Annotated in this window: 20 protein-coding genes and 1 pseudogene; 10 read left to right on the forward strand and 11 right to left on the reverse strand. The window is 60.4% G+C overall.

Annotated elements, in window-relative coordinates; all coding sequences use genetic code 11:
• The first annotated feature begins 30 nt into the window (after positions 1–30).
• The 3 genes and pseudogenes from AACY52_RS17275 to AACY52_RS17285 all read left to right on the forward strand — a co-directional run bounded on the left by AACY52_RS17275 (position 31) and on the right by AACY52_RS17285 (position 4,815).
• Entirely contained in the window at positions 31–996 is a 966-nt protein-coding gene (locus tag AACY52_RS17275; RefSeq protein ID WP_339415167.1) for an HlyD family efflux transporter periplasmic adaptor subunit, read from the forward strand.
• Positions 993–3,710 carry a ribosome-associated ATPase/putative transporter RbbA gene (rbbA, locus tag AACY52_RS17280; RefSeq protein ID WP_339438909.1) on the forward strand — a complete coding sequence of 906 codons (2,718 nt, stop codon included), beginning with the start codon at positions 993–995 and terminating at the stop codon, positions 3,708–3,710. Before AACY52_RS17275 ends, rbbA begins: the two co-directional genes overlap by 4 nt.
• Positions 3,710–4,815, forward strand: a pseudogene (locus AACY52_RS17285) (ABC transporter permease). Before rbbA ends, AACY52_RS17285 begins: the two are co-directional and overlap by 1 nt.
• 57 nt (positions 4,816–4,872) lie before the next feature.
• Here AACY52_RS17285 and AACY52_RS17290 read toward each other — a convergent pair.
• Complete coding sequence (locus AACY52_RS17290) at positions 4,873–5,280, reverse strand: flagellar basal body-associated protein FliL (RefSeq protein WP_049711009.1); 408 nt, start codon at positions 5,278–5,280, stop codon at positions 4,873–4,875.
• Between the two features lie 150 nt (positions 5,281–5,430).
• Between AACY52_RS17290 and AACY52_RS17295 the strand changes: the two genes are divergently transcribed.
• Entirely contained in the window at positions 5,431–6,408 is a 978-nt protein-coding gene (locus AACY52_RS17295; protein WP_339415164.1) for an NADPH:quinone oxidoreductase family protein, read from the forward strand.
• A 227-nt stretch (positions 6,409–6,635) separates the two neighbouring features.
• On the forward strand, positions 6,636–7,973 hold the full coding sequence (glpT, locus tag AACY52_RS17300; RefSeq protein ID WP_339415163.1) for a glycerol-3-phosphate transporter: 1,338 nt from the start codon (positions 6,636–6,638) through the stop codon (positions 7,971–7,973).
• On the opposite strand, the gene AACY52_RS17305 is transcribed toward glpT, so the two are convergent.
• Positions 7,970–8,623, reverse strand: coding sequence for a gamma-glutamylcyclotransferase (locus tag AACY52_RS17305; RefSeq protein ID WP_049711006.1), 654 nt, complete (start codon positions 8,621–8,623; stop codon positions 7,970–7,972). The two genes, glpT and AACY52_RS17305, sit on opposite strands and share 4 nt — an antisense overlap.
• Positions 8,624–8,918: 295 nt before the next feature.
• Here AACY52_RS17305 and AACY52_RS17310 point away from each other — a divergent pair, with 295 nt between their 5' ends.
• Complete coding sequence (locus tag AACY52_RS17310) at positions 8,919–9,401, forward strand: sn-glycerol-3-phosphate transporter (protein WP_339415162.1); 483 nt, start codon at positions 8,919–8,921, stop codon at positions 9,399–9,401.
• A gap of 65 nt (positions 9,402–9,466) precedes the next feature.
• Here the strand turns inward: AACY52_RS17310 and AACY52_RS17315 are convergent, their stop codons facing one another.
• From AACY52_RS17315 to AACY52_RS17335, 5 genes are all read right to left on the reverse strand, one after another.
• Positions 9,467–10,435, reverse strand: coding sequence for a CDP-6-deoxy-delta-3,4-glucoseen reductase (locus AACY52_RS17315; protein ID WP_339415161.1), 969 nt, complete (start codon positions 10,433–10,435; stop codon positions 9,467–9,469).
• Positions 10,435–11,901 (reverse strand): 4-hydroxy-3-polyprenylbenzoate decarboxylase, encoded by a 1,467-nt coding sequence (ubiD, locus tag AACY52_RS17320; RefSeq protein ID WP_049711003.1) that lies wholly within the window; start codon positions 11,899–11,901, stop codon positions 10,435–10,437. Before ubiD ends, AACY52_RS17315 begins: the two co-directional genes overlap by 1 nt.
• Positions 11,902–12,057: 156 nt before the next feature.
• Positions 12,058–13,317 (reverse strand): transcription termination factor Rho, encoded by a 1,260-nt coding sequence (rho, locus tag AACY52_RS17325; protein WP_048729328.1) that lies wholly within the window; start codon positions 13,315–13,317, stop codon positions 12,058–12,060.
• A gap of 234 nt (positions 13,318–13,551) precedes the next feature.
• Positions 13,552–13,881 carry a thioredoxin TrxA gene (trxA, locus tag AACY52_RS17330; protein WP_003213989.1) on the reverse strand — a complete coding sequence of 110 codons (330 nt, stop codon included), beginning with the start codon at positions 13,879–13,881 and terminating at the stop codon, positions 13,552–13,554.
• A gap of 121 nt (positions 13,882–14,002) precedes the next feature.
• Positions 14,003–14,698, reverse strand: coding sequence for a FadR/GntR family transcriptional regulator (locus tag AACY52_RS17335; protein ID WP_339427620.1), 696 nt, complete (start codon positions 14,696–14,698; stop codon positions 14,003–14,005).
• A 255-nt stretch (positions 14,699–14,953) separates the two neighbouring features.
• Here AACY52_RS17335 and AACY52_RS17340 point away from each other — a divergent pair, with 255 nt between their 5' ends.
• From AACY52_RS17340 to AACY52_RS17355, 4 genes are read left to right on the forward strand one after another with little or no spacing between them, the layout of a single operon-like run.
• A complete protein-coding gene (locus AACY52_RS17340; RefSeq protein ID WP_339415159.1) occupies positions 14,954–15,739 on the forward strand; it encodes a transporter substrate-binding domain-containing protein in 786 nt (261 codons plus the stop codon).
• A gap of 15 nt (positions 15,740–15,754) precedes the next feature.
• Entirely contained in the window at positions 15,755–16,423 is a 669-nt protein-coding gene (locus AACY52_RS17345) for an amino acid ABC transporter permease (RefSeq protein WP_339560642.1), read from the forward strand.
• Positions 16,420–17,070 (forward strand): amino acid ABC transporter permease, encoded by a 651-nt coding sequence (locus tag AACY52_RS17350; RefSeq protein ID WP_339415157.1) that lies wholly within the window; start codon positions 16,420–16,422, stop codon positions 17,068–17,070. Before AACY52_RS17345 ends, AACY52_RS17350 begins: the two co-directional genes overlap by 4 nt.
• Positions 17,057–17,794, forward strand: a complete 738-nt coding sequence (locus AACY52_RS17355) for an amino acid ABC transporter ATP-binding protein (protein WP_339415156.1) — start codon at positions 17,057–17,059, stop codon at positions 17,792–17,794. The genes AACY52_RS17350 and AACY52_RS17355 overlap by 14 nt, the downstream gene beginning before the upstream one ends.
• On the opposite strand, the gene AACY52_RS17360 is transcribed toward AACY52_RS17355, so the two are convergent.
• The 4 genes from AACY52_RS17360 to AACY52_RS17375 all read right to left on the reverse strand — a co-directional run bounded on the left by AACY52_RS17360 (position 17,775) and on the right by AACY52_RS17375 (position 22,319).
• Positions 17,775–18,323: a hypothetical protein gene (locus AACY52_RS17360; RefSeq protein WP_339415155.1), complete on the reverse strand. Its 549-nt coding sequence runs from the start codon at positions 18,321–18,323 to the stop codon at positions 17,775–17,777. The genes AACY52_RS17355 and AACY52_RS17360 overlap by 20 nt on opposite strands.
• Positions 18,313–20,829: a fimbria/pilus outer membrane usher protein gene (locus AACY52_RS17365; RefSeq protein ID WP_339415154.1), complete on the reverse strand. Its 2,517-nt coding sequence runs from the start codon at positions 20,827–20,829 to the stop codon at positions 18,313–18,315. Before AACY52_RS17365 ends, AACY52_RS17360 begins: the two co-directional genes overlap by 11 nt.
• Before the next feature lie 7 nt (positions 20,830–20,836).
• Positions 20,837–21,529 carry a fimbria/pilus chaperone family protein gene (locus tag AACY52_RS17370; RefSeq protein WP_339415450.1) on the reverse strand — a complete coding sequence of 231 codons (693 nt, stop codon included), beginning with the start codon at positions 21,527–21,529 and terminating at the stop codon, positions 20,837–20,839.
• Positions 21,530–21,668: 139 nt separating this feature from the next.
• On the reverse strand, positions 21,669–22,319 hold the full coding sequence (locus tag AACY52_RS17375) for a DUF1120 domain-containing protein (protein WP_339415153.1): 651 nt from the start codon (positions 22,317–22,319) through the stop codon (positions 21,669–21,671).
• Positions 22,320–22,333 lie beyond the last annotated feature (14 nt).

Here is a 22,333-nt window from a genome sequence, read left to right on the forward strand (position 1 = left end):
ACTGGAACGCTAAAGCCGCTGGAAGCAGCCATGTCGACGAACCACCACACCTCCCGCCTTTTCGCCGTCGCACTCATCGCGCTGCTGCTGGGTGCCGGCGGCTTCGGTTACTGGCGCTCCACCCAGGACCGCCTGCCCGAAGGGCTGGGCATGGGTAACGGCCGCCTGGAATCCACCGAAGTGCAGATCGCCACCAAGATCCCCGGGCGTCTGGCCGACGTGCGGGTGGACGAAGGCGACAAGGTACTCAAGGGCCAACTGCTCGCACGCATGGACACCCGCACCCTCGAAGCCCAACGCGCCCAGGCCGAGGCTGAAGTGCTGCGCGCCAAGGAAAACTTCGCCGCTGCCGAAGCCAATGTGCAACTGCGCCAGAGCGAACAACTGCTGGCAAACCAGGAACTCAGGCGTACCCAACAGCTGTACAAACGCGGCTTCGCCAGTAGCCAGTTGATCGACCAGCAGCAAGCGCGGCAGAACACCGGCAATGCAGCAGTCGTTGCCGCACAAGCCCAAGTCGCCTCGGTGAAAGCCGCCATCGTCGCCGCCCAAGCCCAAGTCGCACAGCTCACCAGCGAAATCGACGACAGCAGCCTGCGCGCACCTATCGACGGGATCATCCAACTGCGCCTGGCAGAACCCGGCGAAGTGCTGGGTGCGGGCGGGCGTGTGTTGCTGCTGATTGATCCCAATGATCAATACATGAATCTCTACCTGCCTGCCTCCGTCGCCGGGCGCCTCACCGTCGGCAGTGACGCACGCATCCTGCTCGATGCCCTGCCCGACCAACCGCTGCCGGCCACGATCAGTTTTGTCGCCGCCAAATCCCAGTTCACACCCAAGGAAGTGGAAACCCGCGACGAACGCCAGAAACTGGTCTTCCGCGTCAAACTGCGCCTGACTCAACCCAGCGCTGTGCCCCAAGCCAAACCGGGCATGCCCGGCGCGGGTTATGTACGCACAGCTGACATCGACTGGCCGGCCAACCTGCAATGACCGCGCTGGCGCTGCAGGCCAGCGGGATCAACCACCGCTACGGCAAGCAGCAGGCACTGGTCGACATCGCCTTCAGCCTGCCGGCCGGTACGCGCTGCGGGTTGATTGGCCCGGACGGCGCGGGCAAGTCAAGCCTGCTGGGCTTGATCGCCGGGGTTAAGAAACTCCAGGAGGGTCAGCTGGAAGTGCTCGGTGGCGCCATCGAAGACCGCCGCCACCGCAACAGCCTGTACCCACGCATCGCGTTTATGCCCCAGGGTTTGGGCGGCAATTTGTATCCCGAATTGTCCATCAGTGAAAACATCCGTTTCTTTGCCACGCTGTTTGGCCTGTCCAGAGCCGACTGCGACCAGCGCATGCACAACCTGCTGCTGGCCACCGACCTTGCGCGCTTCGCCGAGCGTCCGGCCGGCAAGCTGTCTGGCGGCATGAAGCAGAAACTCGGCCTGTGCTGCGCGCTGATCCACGACCCGGACCTGTTGATCCTTGACGAGCCCACTACTGGCGTCGACCCACTGTCACGCCGGCGCTTCTGGGAACTGGTCGAAAGCGTACGCAGCGAGCGCCCACAACTGACGCTGCTGGTAGCCACGGCCTACATGGAAGAAGCCGAGCAGTTCGAACATTGCTTGATGCTTGATCGCGGCAAACTGATCGCGGTCGGCTTGAGCAGTGAACTGGCCGCCGCAACATCCAGCGGCAAATTGGACGAGGCTTTCACCCACTTCCAGGGCGACAGCGCCCACGACAATAAGCCGCTGGTGATTCCGCCGAGGGAAAGCGACAACACCGATATCGCCATCGAAGCCCACGATCTGACACTGCGTTTTGGTGATTTCACGGCGGTGAACACCGTCAGCTTCGCCATCGGCCGAGGCGAAATATTCGGCTTTCTCGGCTCCAACGGCTGCGGCAAGACCACCACCATGAAAGTCCTCACCGGGCTGATGCCCGCCACTGAGGGCAGCGCGACACTGCTGGGCAATCCTGTCAACGCCAAGGACCTGGCCACTCGCAAACGCGTGGGGTTCATGTCACAAAGCTTCTCGCTGTACGGCGAACTCAGCGTGCGCCAGAACCTGATGCTGCATGCGCAATTGTTCGACTTGCCAAAGGCGGACAGTGGCCCGCGTATTGATGAGTTGATCCAGCGCTTCGACCTCGGCGATGTGGCCGAGCAACCATCCGGCGAACTACCCCTCGGCTTGCGCCAGCGGTTGTCATTGGCCGTGGCCGTGCTGCATCGGCCTGAAGTGCTGATCCTTGATGAGCCCACTTCGGGTGTCGACCCGGCCGCGCGCGACGACTTCTGGCGGTTGCTGATCGAGCTGTCCCGCGAACAAGGCGTGACCATCTTCCTGTCCACCCACTTTATGAACGAAGCCCAGCGTTGCGACCGCATCTCCTTGATGCACGCGGGTAAGGTACTGGCCTGCGATACGCCGGATGCGCTGCAACAACAATTCCACGGCGAGACGCTGGAAGCGGCGTTCGTCACCTGCCTGGAACAAGCCCAAGGCGAGCCGGAACCCACTGCGCCCGCCGCAACCGTCAGCGAAACCAGTGCGCCACCCGTGAGCAAGCGCGGCTTCAGTCTGTCTCGCCTGCTTGCCGTAGCCAGCCGCGAAGGCAAGGAACTGTTGCGCGACAAAGTGCGCATGGCCTTCGCGCTGCTGGGGGCAATGTTCATGATGGTGATCTTCGGCTACGGCATCTCCCTGGATGTGGAAAACCTCGCCTTCGCGGTCTACGACCAGGACCAGACGCCACAAAGCCGCGCCTACCTGGAGGCTTTTCGCAGCTCGCGCTACTTCGCCGAGCAACCGCTGATCAGCGACTCGAATGAATTGCACCGACGCCTGCAACGCTCGGAAATAAAACTGGCGCTGGAGATACCGCCCGGTTTTGGCCGTGATCTCTACGCCGGTCGCCAGCCCACCGTGGCTGCCTGGCTTGATGGCGGCATGCCGTTTCGCGCGGAAACCAGCCGCAACTACGTTGAAGCCGTGCACCAGGAGAACCTCCGGCAACTGGCCGAGCTGAGCAGCCTGCCTCGTAACAACTCAGCCGCCGTCAAGCTGGAAACCCGCTTCCGCTATAACCAGGACGTGGTCAGTGTGAATGCCATCGGCCCCGGGGTGATGGCGCTGATCCTGGCGTTTATCCCGGCGATGCTGACGGCACTCGGCATCGTGCGCGAGAAGGAGCTGGGCTCGATCACCAACTTCTACGCCACGCCGCTGACCCGCCTGGAATTCCTGCTCGGCAAACAGGCGCCCTACCTGGCGGTGAGCCTGGTCAACCTGGCGATATTGGTGGCGATGAACCGCTGGCTGTTCGGCGTGCCGTTCAAAGGCAGCGCCCTCACACTGGCGTTCGGCGGCCTGCTGTATGTGCTGGCCACCACCAGCATGGGCCTGCTGATTTCGGCGTTCACCCGCACGCAGATCGCCGCCATCCTCGGCACCATGATCATCACCAGCCTGCCGACCATCCAGTTCTCCGGGCTGATCGTGCCACGCTCGTCCCTGGAAGGCGCGGCTGCGTTGATGGGCACGCTGTTTCCGGCGGGGCACTTTCTGGATATCGCCGTGGGCACTTTCACCAAGGCCCTGGGCTTGCGCCAGTTGTGGCCGCAGTGCCTGGCACTGTTCGGGTTCTTTATAGGGTTTACCGGGCTGAGCCTGATCATGCTCAAGAAGCAGGAGGCCTGATGCATAAGTTTGCGCACATCCTGCGCCTGGGTATCAAGGAACTGACCAGCCTGCGCCACGACAGCGTGTTGCTGCTGTTCCTGTTCTACGCCTTCACCGTCGCTATCTATATGCCCGCCGCTGGATCGGTGATCGGCGTGCACAACGCCAGCGTGGCGTTTGTCGATGAAGACCACAGTCCGCTTTCGCGTCAGATGGCCGAGGCGCTGCAACCGCCCGAGTTCCAGGCCCCCATGCCATTGCCCTATGACCAACTGGACAAGGTCATGGACAGCGGCGAGTACACCTTCGTGATCAATGTGCCGGCGAATTTCCAGGCCGACCTGTTGGCCGGTCGCCAGCCCGGCGTACAGGTGAACGTCGATGCCACGGCGATGAGCCAGGCATTCATGGGCGCGGGCTATATCGGGCGGATTTTCCAGAGGGAACTGCTCAATTACAGCGGCCAGACCGATGCCGCCCGCCACGCGCCCGCCCTGCTGACCACCCGCGCATTGTTCAATACCAACCTGGAAGGTGGCTGGTTCCTGGCGGTGATCCAGATCGTCAACAACATCACCATCCTCGCGATTATCCTGACCGGTACCGCGCTGCTGCGCGAGCGTGAGCACGGCACCCTCGACCATCTATTGGTGCTGCCGCTGACCGCGCTGGAGATCATGCTGGCAAAAATCTGGAGCAACATGCTGGTGGTGGTGTTGTGCACTTGGCTGTCGCTGGAAGTGGTGGTCAAAGGGCTGCTCGGCGTGCCGCTGGCCGGGTCGCTCGGGCTGTTTCTGTTTGTGACGGCGCTGTACCTGTTTGCCAGTACGGCCCTAGGGATTTTCCTGGCGACGCTTGCGCGTTCGACGCCGCAGTTCGGCTTGTGATTATCCCCATGCTGTTGCTCTCAGGCGGCAGCACGCCGTTGGACAGCATGCCCGAGTGGTTGCAGTGGGTGATGCAAGGGTCGCCGTCGACACATTTTGTGAGTTTGAGTGCGGCGATTCTGTTCCGGGATGCGGGGGTGGGCTTGGTGTGGCCGGACTTGCTGGCGTTGGCCGGGATTGGGTTGGTGTTTTTTGCGGTGGCGCTGGCGCGGTTCAGGAAGAGCCTGGCCTCGTGACGAAGCCTACGTAGCCGCTGCCTCGCCAGGGCTCGACAGCGGCTACGGGGGAGGGTGTTACTGGATGATCAGGTTGTTGAACAACAAGTCTTCCACTACCGGCTTGCCGGTCTCGTCGTTCATCACTTGCTGGGTTTGCTTCAGAGCTTCCTGGCGCAGTTTTTCCTTGCCTTCAACGGTGCTCATGCTCTCGTTGGTCTGCTGAGTGAACAGTGCCACCAGTTGGTTACGGATCAACGCGTCATTGGCTTTGACCGCAGCGGCAGCTTCGGTGCCGGTCACGCGCAGGGCGATGTCGGCCTTGAACACCTTGAGTTTCGCCGTGCCATCCAGGCCGTAGTTGCCCACGAACGGCGGGCTCAGGCTGATATAGCTGACCTTCGGCGCCTCGCCTTCTTTGGCCTCTTCGGCCTGGGCTGCCATCGGCAAGGTCAGGGCCAGCATCAACAGGATCCACGCTTTCACAGTTCATTCCTCACATTCGGTTGCCAAGTAGCATAACGCTAGCAAGGCTGAGCACAAGCTTATGGCGACTTATCAGGCCCGGGCATGCTCGTTGACCCACGGGCGTACCCTCCTACACTTATCGGCCACGATGCCAAAAGGAATAGTCCGATGAAAGCTGTGCTGTGCAAAGCCTTCGGCCCCGCCGAAACCCTGGTGCTGGAAGAAATCGCCAGCCCGGCGATCAAGAAGAACGAAATCCTGCTGGACGTGCATGCCGCCGGGGTCAACTTCCCGGATACCTTGATCATTGAGGGCAAGTACCAGTTCAAGCCGCCCTTCCCGTTTTCGCCGGGTGGCGAAGCGTCGGGCGTGGTCAGTGAAGTGGGCGAAAAGGTCGGCCACCTGAAAGTCGGTGATCGGGTCATGGCGCTGACCGGCTGGGGCAGCTTTGCCGAACAGGTCGCGGTGCCGGGCTATAACGTACTGCCGATCCCGCCGAGCATGGACTTCAACACCGCCGCGGCTTTCAGCATGACCTACGGCACCTCGATGCACGCGCTGAAACAGCGGGCCAACCTGCAACCTGGCGAAACGCTGTTGGTCCTCGGCGCCTCCGGTGGCGTGGGTCTGGCCGCCGTGGAGATCGGCAAAGCCATGGGCGCACGCGTTATCGCCGCCGCCAGCAGTGCCGACAAACTCGCAGTGGCCAAGGCGGCTGGCGCTGATGAGCTGATCAACTACAGCGAAGCCAGCCTGAAAGACGAGATCAAGCGCCTCACCGACGGCAACGGTGCCGATGTGATCTACGACCCGGTGGGTGGCGATCTGTTTGACCAGGCCATCCGCGCCATCGCCTGGAACGGCCGCCTGCTGGTGGTGGGGTTTGCCAGTGGGCGTATTCCGGAACTGCCGGTGAACCTGGCGCTGCTCAAGGGCGCCGCAGTGGTCGGGGTGTTCTGGGGTTCATTTGCGCAGCGTCAGCCGCAGGATAATGCGGCGAATTTCCAGCAGTTGTTCACATGGTATTCCGAGGATAAGTTGAAGCCGCTGGTGTCGCAGGTGTACCCGCTGGAACAGGCCGCCCAGGCGATCAATGATTTGGGGCAGCGCAAGGCGGTGGGCAAGGTCGTCGTCCAAACTCGCTAAACGATGTGAAATTCGGTCAATGTGGGAGCAAGCCCGCTCCCACATTGGGATCTCCAACGCCTCACGAACTCAATCCCGACCAGCACTTATCTATTCGCGACATGTTCATAAGAGAACATGCAATTGCTCTGATTTCCTGTGTTTGCAGATAAGAGGCGATGCTATTTTCGGTAACGAAACTGTAACATTCGCATCCGCAGTCAAAACAAGAAATTTGGAGCTCTTGAATGTTTGCTTTCTTTCGTCCTGCCGCACATCAGGCGCCCCTGCCTGAAGAAAAAATAGACAGTACCTACCGACGCCTGCGCTGGCAGATCTTCGCGGGTATTTTCTTCGGTTACGCCGGGTACTACCTGCTGCGTAAAAACTTCTCGCTGGCCATGCCCTACTTGATCGACGAGGGTTACACCCGTGGTGAACTGGGCCTGGCGATGTCGGCTATCGCGATTGCCTACGGCCTGTCCAAGTTCCTCATGGGCCTGGTGTCCGACCGCTCCAACCCGCGCTATTTCCTGCCCTTCGGCCTGCTGGTTTCAGCTGGGGTCATGTTCATTTTCGGTTTCGCACCTTGGGCGACGTCCAGCGTGACCATGATGTTCATTTTGCTGTTCATCAACGGCTGGGCTCAAGGCATGGGCTGGCCGCCCAGTGGACGGACCATGGTGCATTGGTGGTCGCAGAAAGAACGCGGCGGCGTGGTGTCGGTATGGAACGTGGCGCACAACGTCGGCGGCGGCCTGATCGGCCCGCTGTTCCTGCTGGGCATGGGCTGGTTCAACGACTGGCACGCAGCGTTTTATGTACCGGCGACCGTGGCATTGGCAGTGGCGGCGTTTGCCTTCATCACCATGCGCGACACCCCGCAATCAGTCGGCCTGCCGTCGATCGAGAAGTACAAGAACGACTACCCGGAAGGCTATGACGCCAGCCACGAAGACGAATTCAGCGCCAAGGAAATCTTCGTCAAGTACGTGCTGCGCAACAAAATGCTCTGGTACATCGCCTTCGCCAACGTGTTCGTCTACCTGCTGCGCTACGGCGTACTGGACTGGGCGCCGACCTACTTGAAAGAAGCCAAGCACTTCACGGTCGACAAATCGTCCTGGGCGTACTTCTTCTATGAGTGGGCAGGTATCCCGGGCACGCTGCTGTGCGGCTGGATGTCGGACAAGATCTTCCGTGGCAACCGTGGCCTCACCGGCATCGTGTTCATGGCCCTGGTGACCGTGGCGACCCTGGTGTACTGGCTCAACCCGCCGGGTAACCCGATGGTCGACATGCTCGCGCTGGTGTCCATCGGTTTCCTGATCTACGGCCCGGTAATGCTGATCGGCCTGCAGGCGCTGGAGCTGGCGCCGAAGAAAGCCGCCGGCACAGCGGCGGGCTTCACCGGTTTGTTCGGTTACCTGGGGGGCTCGGTGGCAGCGAGTGCGGCCATGGGCTACACCGTGGACCACTTCGGCTGGGACGGCGGTTTCGTGCTGCTGATCGGCGCGTGCGTGTTGGCAATCGCCTTCCTGATCCCAACGTTGTGGCACACCAACAGCGTCAGCTCGGCGCGTTAACCGCCTGAGCAATCCTTCGCACAACGCTTGAGCCGCGCCTCCAGGTTTTTATCTGGCATGGCGTGGCTACGCAGGGCGTTGACGGTCTGCTCGACATAATCACGCGTAGTGCCGTAACGCCCGCAAGCGCTTTGCAACACGTGGTTCAGCACGATATCCGGCAAGTTGCCGGCGTAGCTGGGCAGGTGCCGCTCCAAGACAAATCCCAATGCCTGCACCGTACTGCCATCTTCCAGACGGCAGCTGAGCCAGTGCGGCCGGTAAGAGGGGTAAGGCATCTCGCGCTGCCACAAGGCGTAGAGCGAGGCCTCCAGTTGATCTTCCGGCAAGCGGTAAGCAAACCCGCTGCAAGAGCCGCCGCGATCCAGACCAAAGACCAAACCTGGTAATTCCGGCGTACCCCGGTGCTCGTGGGACCACAAGTAAAGACCCCGATGATAACCATGGACCCGTGCCCGCATGCGCTCGGTCGACGAGCATTCAGGGCGCCAGATCAGCGAACCATACGCAAATAGCCAGACCGGCCCACCCTTATGCCGGGCCATGGTGGCCTGCATCGAGCTCATCAATTGTTCGTGAGTGAGTTGCGGCCCAAGATCGAGACGCGGAGGGTAAGCCAACTGCAAAAGATCAGTTTCAATGGCGGTCATGGCGAAAAGCGGTACGCCTCCTATGTATTACCAGTTGTAAGCAACTTTACCGTAATAAAACCCGCAGCAATAAGCCGCCCGTCTCAGATATAGCTTAAGGACATTTGCCTGAGACACTAAATACCCTAAGCGAATAAGTACGGATATAAGCGCCACAGCCATTTGTCAGCATTACGCGTGCCAATACCGTCGCTTTCAGCCCCGGTTCAGCCTGGGAACCCGCCAACCCATCAAAATAGCGCACACATCACGACCCACTTAGACGCCCACCAAATCGACTCTTGAGGTCGCCCCCATGAAGAGATTCCGAATGCCTGGCCTGTTGTTCCTGGCCCAGGCCACCACCGCACTGGCTGGCGAAACACTCGCGAGCGAGGACGACAAAGGCTTCTGGTACGCGCAGACCAGCGTCTACACTCGGCATTTCGCGCCCGATCCGGAGCACAACAACAACCAGGACCTGATCGGCCTGGAGCGCAACGAAGCGTCAGGTTTCGTGTATGGCGGGGCAACGTTTCGCAATTCGTTCAGGCAGCGCTCGTATTACGCGTACGCGGGCAAGCGCTACGACATGGCGAACTATCCGGTGTATTTGAAGCTGACCGGCGGAGCGATCCAGGGTTATCGCGGCAAGTACCGCGACAAGATCCCACTGAATCGTTACGGCGTGGCACCGGTGATCATTCCGTCGGTGGGCGCGCATTACGGGCCGGTGGCGGCAGAGATGGTATTGCTGGGGTTCAATGCGGCGATGGTGACCACAGGCGTGCGCTTCTGACACAGACACGACGCAGTCCGCTCCCACAGTTTGATCGGCGTACACCCATGATGTATGTGATCGCGTCAGGCCCGGGGGGCGTAGGCGAACACATCGGCACGCATCTGGTGCGCATCCATGCCGGCATCTACCAGCGCATCCAGGGTACCGTAGATCATCGCCGGTGAACCGCTGGCGTAGACGTGCACCGACTTGAGGTCGGTGATGTCTTCACACACCGCTTCATGCAACAACCCACAGCGCCCTTCCCAACCACACAAGTCGCTGACAACTTTGTGCAGGAACAGGTTGGGCAGTTGCCGCCACTGGTCCCAGTGCTCAATGTCGTAGAAATCTTCCGGGCGACGTACGCCCCAGTACAGGTGCACCGGGTGCTTGAAGCCGGAGGCGCGGCAATGCTCGATCAGGCTGTGCATCTGCGCCATGCCGGTACCGGCAGCGATCAACACCAGCGGCCCGTCCGGCAGCTCGGCCAAGTGGGTGTCACCAAAGGGCATTTCGATCCGGGCCATCTGGTTACGCTGCAGTTGCTCCAATAGGGTGCGCGCACTGTCCTCGCGGACCAGCACATGCAACTCCAGCTCGCGTCCAGCATGGGGTGCCGACGCCAGGGAGAATGCCGATTTCTCGCCATTGTCGCGCTCGATCATCAAGTATTGCCCGGCGTGGTAACGCACCGCCTTGCCGGCCGGCGCGCGCAGGCGCACGCGCCATACATCGCCACCGACTTCTACGCATTCACTCAATTGGCATGACAACTTGCGCAATGGCAACTCTCCCGGCGCCAGCACGCCATCCCATAACACAATGCAATCTTCCAGCGGCTCAGCGATACACGTGTAGAACTCACCATGGTCGCGCACTTCACCGGCTTGCCGCACTCGGCCCTCCACGAGCAGCGCGGCGCACACATGGCATACGCCGTTGCGACAGGCCTCGGGGCATTCGTAGCCCAAGCGGCGCGCGCCTTCGAGGATTCGCTCGCCAGGGACCAGCTCCAGCACGGCGCCGGAAGGTTGCAGGGTTACACGCATCAATCTATTCCCAATTCTTTCCAGATCGCATCGACACGGGCAGTGACGGCTTCATCCTTGACGATCACCCGACCCCATTCGCGGGTGGTTTCACCCGGCCATTTGTGGGTGGCGTCCAGGCCCATCTTCGAACCCAAGCCCGACACTGGCGAGGCGAAGTCGAGGTAGTCAATCGGCGTGTTGTCGATCATCACCGTATCGCGCTTGGGGTCCATGCGCGTGGTGATGGCCCAGATCACGTCGTTCCAATCTCGGGCATTGATGTCGTCGTCGGTGACAATAACGAACTTGGTGTACATGAACTGTCGCAAAAACGACCACACACCGAGCATTACCCGCTTGGCATGGCCTGGGTACGACTTCTTCATGGTCACGATGGCCATGCGGTACGAGCAGCCTTCCGGCGGCAGGTAGAAGTCGGTGATCTCCGGGAATTGCTTTTGGAGGATCGGCACGAACACTTCGTTCAGCGCCACACCCAAAATAGCCGGCTCATCCGGCGGCCGGCCGGTGTAGGTGCTGTGGTAGATCGGCTTGATCCGATGGGTGATGCGCTCGACGGTGAACACCGGGAAGCTGTCGACTTCGTTGTAATAGCCGGTGTGGTCACCGTACGGCCCTTCATCGGCCATCTCGCCCGGATGAATCACGCCCTCGAGGATGATTTCGGCCGTGGCCGGCACTTGCAGGTCATTGCCACGGCACTTCACCAGTTCGGTGCGGTTGCCGCGCAGCAGGCCGGCAAACGCGTATTCGGACAGGCTGTCCGGCACCGGGGTCACGGCGCCGAGGATGGTAGCCGGGTCGGCACCCAGGGCCACGGAAACCGGGAACGGCTTGCCAGGGTGCTTTTCACACCACTCACGGAAGTCCAGGGCGCCGCCACGGTGGCTCAACCAACGCATGATCACCTTGTTGCGGCCGATCACTTGCTGGCGGTAGATACCGAGGTTTTGGCGGTCCTTGTTCGGGCCTTTGGTGACGGTCAGGCCCCAGGTGATCAGCGGGCCGACGTCGCCTGGCCAACAGGTCTGCACGGGCAGCATGCCGAGGTCGACGTCATCGCCTTCGATGACCACTTCCTGGCACACCGCGTCCTTGACCACTTTGGGGGCCATGGCAATGATCTTGCGGAAGATTGGCAGCTTCGACCAGGCATCCTTCAGCCCCTTGGGCGGCTCGGGCTCCTTGAGGAAGGCCAGCAGCTTGCCGATCTCGCGCAGTTCGCTGACCGCCTCGGCACCCATGCCAAAAGCCACGCGCTCGGGGGTGCCGAACAGGTTGCCGAGCACCGGGATATCAAAGCCGGTCGGGTTCTCGAACAGCAGTGCCGGGCCCTTGTTGCGAAGGGTACGGTCGCAAATCTCAGTCATTTCCAGCACCGGGGAAATCGGCATTTGGATACGTTTCAACTCTCCGCGCTGCTCAAGTTGCTGCACGAAATCCCGAAGATCCTTGAATTTCATTAACCATGCCACCCGTAAAATAGGCCTACATCCTACCTGCTATGACGGCGACTGGCAGCTTATCGCGGTGCATTTGGGTACAGAGAATGCTTAAAAAACCGACGAAAAGAAATGGCGCCCCTGAGGGCGCCATTCTTTCGGACCTGAAACGTCGTATTACTTACGCTTCATCGACAAAAAGAACTCGTCGTTGGTCTTGGTGGCTTTCAGCTTGTCGATCAGGAACTCGATGGCGGCGACTTCGTCCATCGGGTGCAGCAGCTTGCGCAGGATCCACATGCGCTGCAGTTCGTCGTCGGCAGTCAGCAACTCTTCGCGGCGGGTGCCGGAACGGTTGATGTTGATCGCCGGGAACACGCGTTTTTCCGCGATACGACGGTCCAGGGGCAGTTCCATGTTGCCGGTACCCTTGAACTCTTCGTAGATCACTTCGTCCATCTTCGAACCGGTTTCAACCAGCGCGGTGGCGATAATGGTCAGCGAGCCGCCTTCTTCGATATTGCGCGCAGCGCCGAAGAAACGCTTCGGTTTCTCCAGGGCGTGGGCATCGACACCACCGGTCAATACCTTGCCGGAGCTCGGGATCACGGTGTTGTAGGCACGGGCCAGACGGGTGATGGAGTCGAGCAGGATCACCACGTCCTTCTTGTGTTCGACCAGGCGCTTGGCCTTCTCGATCACCATTTCGGCAACCTGCACGTGGCGGGTTGGCGGCTCATCGAACGTGGAGGCAACCACTTCGCCGCGCACGGTGCGCTGCATTTCGGTCACTTCTTCCGGACGCTCATCGATCAACAGTACGATCAGGTGAACTTCAGGATTGTTACGCGCGATGTTCGCTGCGATGTTCTGCAGCATGATGGTCTTACCGGCTTTCGGCGGCGCGACGATCAGGCCACGCTGGCCTTTGCCGATCGGGGCGCACAGGTCGATCACACGACCGGTCAAGTCTTCGGTGGAACCGTTACCGGCTTCCATCTTCATGCGCACGGTCGGGAACAGCGGGGTCAGGTTCTCGAAGAGAATCTTGTTTTTCGCGTTCTCTGGACGATCGAAGTTGATCGTGTCGACCTTGAGCAGGGCGAAATAGCGCTCGCCTTCCTTAGGAGGGCGGATCTTGCCAACGATGGTGTCACCGGTGCGCAAGTTGAAACGACGGATCTGGCTCGGCGAGACGTAGATATCGTCTGGGCCGGCAAGATAGGAGGCGTCTGCAGAGCGGAGGAAGCCGAAGCCGTCCTGGAGAATCTCCAGCACGCCATCACCGGAGATTTCCTCGCCGCTTTTCGCGTGCTTCTTGAGCAGGGAGAAAATCACGTCCTGCTTGCGCGAACGGGCCATATTTTCTATGCCCATTTCTTCGGCCAGTTGGAGCAGGTCGGTAATCGGCTTTTGCTTGAGTTCAGTCAGATTCATATAGGAATGACGTAATCATTTATGGAGGGGGGAAATTAAGCTTTTGGCTTAATGAGGCCGCGCCGCAGAGAAGGCGACAGGATCGCGTACTAATCGAAAAGGAATGCGTCGGCGACGGCTTGCAGGGGGCAGTGGAGAAACCAGTGCGGGGCCGAATGTACCATCTGAATTTCGGAGCGTCTAGCCCTGTTTCACGAAAAAGCCCCGCGATTTGCGGGGCTTTTTTGAAGACGCTTAGATGTTCGCGTCGAGGAAAGCTTGCAGCTGAGACTTCGACAGCGCGCCTACTTTAGTGGCTTCGACGTTGCCGTTCTTGAACAGCATCAGGGTCGGAATACCACGCACGCCGTGCTTGGCCGGGGTTTCCTGGTTGTCGTCAATGTTCAGCTTGGCAATGGTCAGCTTGCCTTCGTAAGTGGTTGCAATGTCGTCCAGGACTGGAGCGATCATTTTGCAAGGGCCGCACCACTCAGCCCAGTAGTCAACCAGCACCGGGCCTTGAGCCTTGAGTACTTCGGCCTCAAAGGTCGCGTCGGTGACGTGCTTGATAAGATCGTTGCTCATGGATGTCTCCGGATTGTAAGCAAAAAAAACGTGGCCCATCATAGCCGCCCTTCCCCCGTTCAGGAAGCCGCCTCTGATTGAGTCTTGCTATGGTGCCGCATGAGTGTGGGTATCGCCCCACTCAGGGTGTTACGGGAGTCACGAAAGCGATGCCCGTGCGCAACGCCGCATTGCGCACGTGTTCCTGCATGGTTTTCTGCGCCGCTGCACTGCCGCGACGGGCCAGGGCGCGCACTATCCGGCGGTGCTCCTGCCAGGTTTCCATGGCCCGCTCCGGCCGGATGAACGGTAGTTTCTGGCTCTCGAGGAACACTTCGGCACTGGCGCTGAGAATACTCACCATCGCTTGATTACCACTGGCCAGCAGGATGCGCTGATGGAATTCGAAGTCCAGTCGGGCAGCCGCTTCGAAGTCGCCGGCCTTGAGCACCTTGCGCATGGCCTCGACGTTGTCTTCCAGGCTATCCAGCTCATCGATGGTCAGCGTCACCGCCGCCAACCCCGCCGCAAAGCCTTCAAGGGCGTAGCGCAACTGGAAGATATCCAGCGGCGTAGCCTGCGCCGCAAACGGCCAGGCAAACCCCGGCGACTCGTCGGCAGCCTGTACGAACACGCCCTTGCCCGGCTGCACACTCACCACGCCCAAGGCGCTCAGGGACGACAACGCCTCGCGCAACGACGCCCGGCTTACGCCCAACTGCAGCGCAAGATCGCGCTGGGACGGCAAAGCATCGCCCGGCCCGAAGCCTTGCTCCTTGATCAGTTTGCGGATGGCCTGCAGGGCCGCTTCCGGTACGGCTTGGGCGATGGAATTCATAAAAAACTCAAGGTTCCAGTCAACTGAGCGGCTAGTTGTAAAGCTATTCGGGTCGGGCGGCAAGCCACGCCCCAAAGGGGCTCGCCGGGTTTTACCGGCGCTCGAAAAGGGTGCGAAACGTCCGCTCACTGTTCAGACCAGTAAGACCACGGAAGCTCAACAAATCCCGGCCTCGCAGACAGTTCCAGCGGTAATGGCATGGGCTGTGCACTGAACAAATCCAGAAAATTCCTTCGCCCTTCTCGGAGAGTTGCCATGACCAAGCGCTACAGCGCCCTGCTTACTGCACTGTTTGCCAGCCTGATGCTGAGCCAGGCACCTGCCCATGCCAACGGTCTGGACGACATCGTTGCCCGTGGCACCCTCAAGGTCGCCGTGCCCCAGGACTTCCCGCCGTTCGGCTCGGTCGGCCCCGACATGAAGCCACGCGGCCTGGACATCGACACTGCCAAGCTGCTGGCCGACCAACTCAAGGTCAAGCTGGAACTGACCCCGGTCAACAGCACCAACCGTATCCCGTTCCTCACCACCGGCAAGGTCGACCTGGTGATTTCCAGCCTGGGCAAAAACGCCGAGCGCGAAAAGGTCATCGACTTCTCCAAGGCCTACGCACCGTTCTACCTGGCGGTGTTCGGCCCGCCTGATGCCGCCATCAGTACCCTGGACGATCTCAAGGGCAAGACCATCAGCGTGACCCGTGGCGCTATCGAAGACATCGAGCTGACTGCCGTCGCGCCCAAAGAGGCGACCATCAAGCGCTTCGAAGACAACAACTCGACCATCGCCGCCTACCTGGCCGGCCAGGTCGACCTGATCGCCAGCGGCAACGTGGTGATGGTGGCGATCAGCGAACGCAACCCGAAACGCGTGCCTGCACTGAAAGTGAAGCTCAAGGACTCGCCAGTGTACGTGGGCGTGAACAAGAACGAGCCGGCGCTGCTGGAGAAGGTCAATCAGATCCTGGTCGCTGCCAAAGCCGATGGCAGCCTGGAAAAGAACGCGATGCAGTGGCTCAAAGAACCATTGCCTGCCGATCTCTAAAAGCGGAGCTGATTCATGGCCTATCAATTCGACTTTGTGCCGGTGCTGGCCAATACCGACCTGCTGTTGCGCGGCGCGCTGTTCACCCTTGAACTGACAGCCATTGGCGCGATTCTCGGCGTAGCGTTAGGCACCGTCGGCGCGGTGGTGCGGGCCTGGAAGATCCAGCCGTTTGCGTGGTTCTTCGGTGTGTACGTCGAGTTGATCCGCAACACACCATTCCTGGTGCAGTTGTTCTTCATCTTCTTCGGCCTGCCGTCCCTGGGACTGAAGATCACCGAGTGGCAAGCCGCCGTGCTGGCGATGGTGATCAACCTGGGCGCCTACTCCACGGAAATCATCCGCGCTGGCATCCAGGCGATTCCACGCGGGCAGCTGGAAGCTGCCGCAGCGCTGGCGATGACGCGCTTCGAAGCGTTCCGCCACGTGGTGCTGCTGCCGGCGCTGGGCAAGGTGTGGCCGGCCCTGAGCAGCCAGATCATCATCGTGATGCTCGGTTCGGCAGTCTGCTCGCAGATCGCCACTGAAGAGCTGAGCTTCGCCGCCAACTTTATCCAGTCGCGCAATTTCCGCGCTTTTGAAACCTATGCCCTGACCACCTTGGTGTACCTGTGCATGGCGTTGGTGATTCGCCAGTTGCTCAACTGGATCGGCCGCAGGTGGGTGATGAGGAACAGCCGATGAGTGATTTCTCTTTCTGGGACATCGTGCGCAACCTGCTCACGGGCCTGCAATGGACGCTGTTGCTGTCGCTGGTGGCGTTTGTGGGTGGCGGCGTGATCGGTTTGCTGGTGATGACGATGCGCATCAGCAGTAAGGCGCTCCCGCGCAACGTTGCGCGTACCTATATCGAACTGTTCCAGGGCACGCCGCTGCTGATGCAGCTGTTCCTGGTGTTTTTCGGCGTTGCCCTGCTGGGTGTGGATATCTCGCCCTGGCTCGCGGCGGCAATCGCCCTGACCTTGTTTACCAGCGCCTACCTGGCTGAAATCTGGCGCGGCTGCGTCGATTCCATCGCCCACGGGCAGTGGGAAGCGTCGGCCAGCCTGGCGCTCAACCCGCTTGAGCAGCTGCGCTACGTAATCCTGCCCCAGGCCCTGCGCATTGCCGTGGCGCCCACCGTGGGCTTCTCAGTGCAGGTGGTCAAAGGCACCGCCGTGACCTCGATCATCGGCTTTACCGAACTGACCAAGACCGGCGGCATGCTCGCCAATGCCACGTTCGAGCCCTTCATGGTCTACGGCCTGGTGGCGCTTGGTTACTTTCTGCTCTGCTACCCCCTATCCCTCAGTGCGCGCTACCTGGAAAGGAGACTGCATGCCTCTGCTTAGAATTTCCGCCCTGCATAAGTTTTACGGCGATCACCACGTACTCAAGGGCATCGACCTGACCGTTGAAGAAGGCCAGGTGGTGGCGATCATCGGTCGCAGCGGCTCGGGTAAATCCACACTATTGCGCACCCTCAACGGCCTGGAATCGATCAACGACGGCGTGATCGAAGTCGACGGCGAATACCTCGACGCCGCCCGCGCTGACCTACGCAGCCTGCGGCAGAAAGTCGGCATGGTGTTTCAGCAGTTCAACCTGTTCCCGCACCTGACCGTCGGCGAAAACGTGATGCTCGCGCCGCAAGTCGTCCAAAAAGTACCCAAGGCCAAGGCTGCGCTGCTGGCCAAGCAAATGCTGGAGCGCGTCGGGCTGGGGGAGAAATTCGACGCCTTCCCCGATCGCTTGTCCGGCGGCCAGCAGCAACGCGTGGCGATTGCCCGCGCACTGGCGATGTCGCCCAAGGTGCTGCTGTGCGATGAAATCACCTCGGCCCTCGACCCGGAACTGGTCAATGAAGTGCTCAGCGTGGTGCGCCAACTGGCCAAGGACGGCATGACCCTGATCATGGTGACTCACGAGATGCGCTTTGCCCGCGAAGTCGGCGACAAGCTGGTGTTCATGCACCAGGGCAAGGTGCATGAAGTCGGCGACCCCAAACACTTGTTCGCGCACCCGAAAACCGCCGAACTGGCCAACTTCATCGGCTCTACGGAGCAGCCGGACTGACCAGCTCGAATTGGCCGTGGCCCTCCAGTTGCATCTCCCGGCGTACCGCGAGGGCATCAGCCGGCAGTTGAACCTCAATCTCCACCTGGGCCGTCAACCGGCGGCCCGTCACCGCCACACCGGCAGCATTGGCAAACAACGTGCGACCGGGTAGCAGCCGCCCGCTGGCGGTTTCATCGGGTTGCCACGACACCGGGCTGCCGTCGACCTGCGCCTGCCTCAGGCTCAAAGTGAAACGCCCTTGCCGGCCAAACTGATAGCTTTGGGCATCAGCGGGTGCACCGCTGAAGCGCAGGCTCATCCCCGTGGGAGTCGCGCAGAGCACGCTCAGGTGCAGCGTACGTTGCGTATCCAGCATCAATGTCGCCCTGCCAGACGACGCTTGCGAAGGACGCATCACCCCGTAGTCGATCCGAGGCTCGCTCAAGGTCATCCGGCAGTCGTCAGCACGCGCAGGGCTGCCCATCAGGGCGACCAACAACAGGCACAGGCGGGCAACAGGCGGGCCACTCATCGGCTTAGCGAGCATGGCATACCTCCGATGCGGTTTCGAAAAGTTGGTCATCGCCAGACTCTTGCTCAGGGTTGACTTGCAGCACACAGGACGCCGAGTCCGGCAATGAAACCCTCAGCGTTTGCGGCCCATCGATGTTATTGAGAAAAATCATGCCGTCACCCACCACACTGGTCATAAAGTTGTTGTCCTCGCCGAACACCGCGGCCCCTTGAGGCAAGGGCAGGCCCTGTTCATCCAGGGCTTCAAGCAACAGACGACGGACTTTCACCACATCAAAGTTGAGGATATTGACTGAGCCACGACCAGCAGCGAGCACCTTGGTCCCGTTCTTCAAGTCGACGCGCTTGGGCAGCGACTGGGTCTGTACTTGCACATGGTTATTGCCGTAGGCCTGCAGCCCGGGGATCACCGCCTGGCCGCTGAAATCCGTCCATACCGGCCCTTGGGCCGTGGAGACCTTGGCCGTAGCAATATCGCCCACCGAGACGATGCCAAACGTGTCCTGCACTGCATACGGCGAGAACGTCACGCCGTGTTCATGGGCGACAATGCCGCCTTGCAGTTGCCCGGAATAACTGGTGCTCGACGGATCACGGCTGGCACCCAAGCTCACGCGGGTATAAAGCGGCAGTACGTCCACACGGCCGCGCACGCTCTGCTCACGCTCGCTCACGTCTCGATCAACACCGACCTCGTAGTTCACATAGTCGTTGACCCGCTCGCTGAGAGCAGTGCCAGCATCCAGTCGGTCGCCTCGACGACTGACGTAAGAACTGACTCGGCGATCACCGCCCAGGGGCACGGTCACCTGCAGCCGGAGGGAGGTGTCTTCGTCCAGCCGTCCGTCGCGTCGGCCACCCGCCACCGAGTCACGCCGTTGAGGCCTGGCCCCACCGACCTGAGCGTCGGCGATCAGCGCCACACCCACACCGTTAAACGTATTGTTCCATGAGGCAAAGAGGTGATCGGCGGACTGCCCGTCAAACTGCGTGCTACGCGTGAAACTGATGGAAAAACCACCCACAAACGGGTCCGCCCAGCTCAACCCTGCCGTGTACTGGCGCTTGAAACGCGCATCGAAGTCGTACCCACGCGACGCCTGGCCTGCGTCCAGCACCTCCCGGTAGCCTCGGCTTTGCGTAGAGGCGCTCAGGTTCATGTCGAGGTTGGCGAACAACGGGCTGCCCACAGAGAGTGTGCTGCGTGCGCCCCCTACGCCATCTTGGCCATCACGGGACAGGTTGTGGCGCATGCCCACCGTCATTTGATGGAAAAACACACTGCTCAGTGAGCCGCCTGCCGACTGATACTCGTCGGTACTCAGCAAACCGAAACCCAGTGACGAGTTCTGGCCCAGGCCCCAGGTGCCGCTGCCCATGGCAACAACGGGCGCTTCCCGGCTGTCGAAGGACGTGTCACGCACCTTGCCGACGGAAAAGTAATACCCCGGCGCAACCGGAGCCCCACCTCGAAAGGACGCGGCGGGTACGACAAAACTGCGCTTTGCGCCCCGCACGTCAATCACGCTCACATCGAGGTCGCTGGTGCTGTTGAGCAACGGTAATCCAGTGAGCCTGAACGGCCCCTCCGGCACCAGCGTGGTATGGATCAATGCACCCGACTGACGCACCTCGACCCGTGACTGGCTTTGGGCCAGCCCTTCAACCACTACCTCGCTGCTGCCCCCACCCGCGCGTTGTTGACCATCCGGAAAAAACTGCAAGCCAGCCAGTTGCACCCCGCCAAATATCGGGTTGTTGCTGGAAATCTGTCCGGCCTGGAAAGTCGACTGCAACGCCGCGATATCACGCTGGGCGTAGGCGTCCACCTGCTCGGTTCGCGTCTGGCCATTGTCAGAGATAAAAAACTGGCGGCTGCGAACAATCCAGTTACCCAGGTTGAACCCTGCCTCGGTATAGGCCGACACAAAGCGACTTGGCCCACTTCGCGAACGGGTATCGAAACCCAACACGTCATAGTTGAAGATGGCTGCCGCGCCGCCCTGAGAAAAATTCCCGGCTTCCCACTCTGGCGCGCGCAGGGACTGGGTCGGCACTACCAGGGTGACCTCATCGCTGCTCGGGCGCAGCCGTACCATGGTCGCCGGGTATTCCCCAACGAAATCATGGCAGGCCTGGTCAGGGCTGATGCCTTCGCGTAGCACACGGGAGGGTTTGACCAGACCCGCCTTCGCCAGTAACGCCTCGGTGAAGCACAACTGGCCCTGGTAATCGAACCGCGCGTCTACCAACCCCAGCGGGGCGCCATTGACCCGCAGCCCGACCACATGCACACCTTCGCGAAAGCGCGCCGCGCTGCGAAAGTATTCGGACACCTGCGGGTCGATCCCAAGGGTTGTCAACGCGGCCAGGTCAAAACCTTCTCCGAGCGCCACGGCTGCGCTGGAGCCTGGCAACCCCCACAGCGTCGCGAGCCCCAGCAAGACCCTGGAACGCGCCTGTAATAACTTGCCAGACGCGCTTTTGGCAGAGCGACCTGAGTGCCTGATCTTTTTCATAGGCTCGTCAGTCCACATCTGCCGTAACGGGTGCGCGGTAGCTGTCCACCGTAAACCCGTAGACCGTGGCCGGTTGAATCTCCACCGCGACCACTCCCGCCACTGAGTTGTCTGTCGCTAGCGTGAGCACTTCACCCGGCAGAATGTAGGTACGCGGTAACTTTCCCAGACGCGCCAGCGGATGCAGTTGGACTTCCAGTGCCATCCGCACAACGTAAGCGCTGTTGTTATAAGCCTTTATCTGGTCACCTTCGCGCTTCCAGGTGAGCAACTGCCATGGCGCATCGTGCTTGGGCAAGCCTTTGGGATGCAGGATCAACGGCAGGTTCTGGCGCAGGGTGATACCAATGGTCGCACCGCCGGGCGCGCGAGCCTGGGGGATACCTTCAAAGGAGACTCGCTTCAGGCGTTGGGTCTTGAGCGGTGCCTTCGTGGTCATGATGAAGCGTACAAGTTGAGTGTCGCCCGCCTCGACCCGAGTAATGGGCGGCGTAACAATCAATAAGGATTCCAAATCTTCAGGTATGTTTTGTATGACCGAATGCAGTAACGCCGCACCAGGGTCAGTGTTTGTTATATTAAGTGTCGCCTCACCGTCCTCTTCATTCAAAATCACAACTGTTGTCTCGGGTTGCATCCCGTCAGCTACGGCCATACCACACAAGCAAAGGCACACGCTTATATACCGTAGAAACGCCATCACTATTATTGAAAGAGCCTTCACTGAGTTCCCTCACCGCCATAAAGCCAATAATTAACGAACACCCACGCAAAAACAGCCGACACTTAACAGAGACGCATCACTGCCTGTGCGTTAATGTCGGCCGCTAATAACGTATTTAGATGTAACTCAATTCCAGAGTGGCGCGGCCGTCCAGCGTCGTATCACGGGTCAGGTCCAGATCTTGCGTGCGGTTGATAACGGCTTTCACAGCCAGAGTGCCCGTAAGTTGGGTGATGGATGCGGGTTGCAGGCTGGAGCCGTTGCCCCACGAATATTGACTCGGCCTTTGCGCGACTTTGCCGTCACTGCGCTGCCAGGAACCTGTGGTGCCAACACGCACGAGAGGGTTCAGGGGCCCGGTGGACGAGCTCAGATTCGTCAGCCTCACGGAGTAGCCACCCGTACGCTTGCCGTTGGCAAGGCCAAGCCCGAAGTTCTGCGCCTCGGTGAACCCGGAACCGAGAATCCCGGTCACCTTGCTGCCCGATTGCAGGTCAGTCAGCGTCAGGCCGAATTGGGCTGGCGCCTTGCCGCAACTGACGGACAACCTGACAGGTTTTTCTGTTAGCGGATTGAAGTTAGTGGCGGACAGACTGCCGGAGGGAATTATTCCGTAATCCACGATGCCTCCACCGGCGAGGCTGAGGTTGCAAGCCAACGGCTTGATCGTCCCTCGTACAATCAGTTCAGCAGCCGTTGTTGCATGAGCGCCGATACTCGCGACCAGACACAGAGTACCTACTGTCAAACCAAGCATTTTTTTCATGTTTAACCTGTCAT

The sequence above is a fragment of the Pseudomonas sp. EA_65y_Pfl1_P113 genome (genome assembly GCF_963970525.1).
Taxonomy (GTDB): Bacteria; Pseudomonadota; Gammaproteobacteria; order Pseudomonadales; family Pseudomonadaceae; genus Aquipseudomonas; species Aquipseudomonas tritici.

Bases quoted from the DNA above. Each gene is read 5' to 3' on its own strand.
- AACY52_RS17350 (WP_339415157.1), top strand. From the start codon at position 16,420: ATGAGTGATTTCTCTTTCTGGGACATCGTGCGCAACCTGCTCACGGGC.
- AACY52_RS17360 (WP_339415155.1), bottom strand. From the start codon at position 18,323: ATGCTCGCTAAGCCGATGAGTGGCCCGCCTGTTGCCCGCCTGTGCCTG.
- AACY52_RS17375 (WP_339415153.1), bottom strand. From the start codon at position 22,319: ATGAAAAAAATGCTTGGTTTGACAGTAGGTACTCTGTGTCTGGTCGCG.
- rho (WP_048729328.1), bottom strand. From the start codon at position 13,317: ATGAATCTGACTGAACTCAAGCAAAAGCCGATTACCGACCTGCTCCAA.
- AACY52_RS17345 (WP_339560642.1), top strand. From the start codon at position 15,755: ATGGCCTATCAATTCGACTTTGTGCCGGTGCTGGCCAATACCGACCTG.
- AACY52_RS17310 (WP_339415162.1), top strand. From the start codon at position 8,919: ATGAAGAGATTCCGAATGCCTGGCCTGTTGTTCCTGGCCCAGGCCACC.
- AACY52_RS17340 (WP_339415159.1), top strand. From the start codon at position 14,954: ATGACCAAGCGCTACAGCGCCCTGCTTACTGCACTGTTTGCCAGCCTG.
- AACY52_RS17355 (WP_339415156.1), top strand. From the start codon at position 17,057: ATGCCTCTGCTTAGAATTTCCGCCCTGCATAAGTTTTACGGCGATCAC.
- AACY52_RS17295 (WP_339415164.1), top strand. From the start codon at position 5,431: ATGAAAGCTGTGCTGTGCAAAGCCTTCGGCCCCGCCGAAACCCTGGTG.
- ubiD (WP_049711003.1), bottom strand. From the start codon at position 11,901: ATGAAATTCAAGGATCTTCGGGATTTCGTGCAGCAACTTGAGCAGCGC.
- AACY52_RS17335 (WP_339427620.1), bottom strand. From the start codon at position 14,698: ATGAATTCCATCGCCCAAGCCGTACCGGAAGCGGCCCTGCAGGCCATC.
- glpT (WP_339415163.1), top strand. From the start codon at position 6,636: ATGTTTGCTTTCTTTCGTCCTGCCGCACATCAGGCGCCCCTGCCTGAA.
- AACY52_RS17315 (WP_339415161.1), bottom strand. From the start codon at position 10,435: ATGCGTGTAACCCTGCAACCTTCCGGCGCCGTGCTGGAGCTGGTCCCT.
- AACY52_RS17275 (WP_339415167.1), top strand. From the start codon at position 31: ATGTCGACGAACCACCACACCTCCCGCCTTTTCGCCGTCGCACTCATC.
- AACY52_RS17305 (WP_049711006.1), bottom strand. From the start codon at position 8,623: ATGACCGCCATTGAAACTGATCTTTTGCAGTTGGCTTACCCTCCGCGT.
- rbbA (WP_339438909.1), top strand. From the start codon at position 993: ATGACCGCGCTGGCGCTGCAGGCCAGCGGGATCAACCACCGCTACGGC.
- trxA (WP_003213989.1), bottom strand. From the start codon at position 13,881: ATGAGCAACGATCTTATCAAGCACGTCACCGACGCGACCTTTGAGGCC.
- AACY52_RS17370 (WP_339415450.1), bottom strand. From the start codon at position 21,529: ATGGCGTTTCTACGGTATATAAGCGTGTGCCTTTGCTTGTGTGGTATG.
- AACY52_RS17365 (WP_339415154.1), bottom strand. From the start codon at position 20,829: ATGAAAAAGATCAGGCACTCAGGTCGCTCTGCCAAAAGCGCGTCTGGC.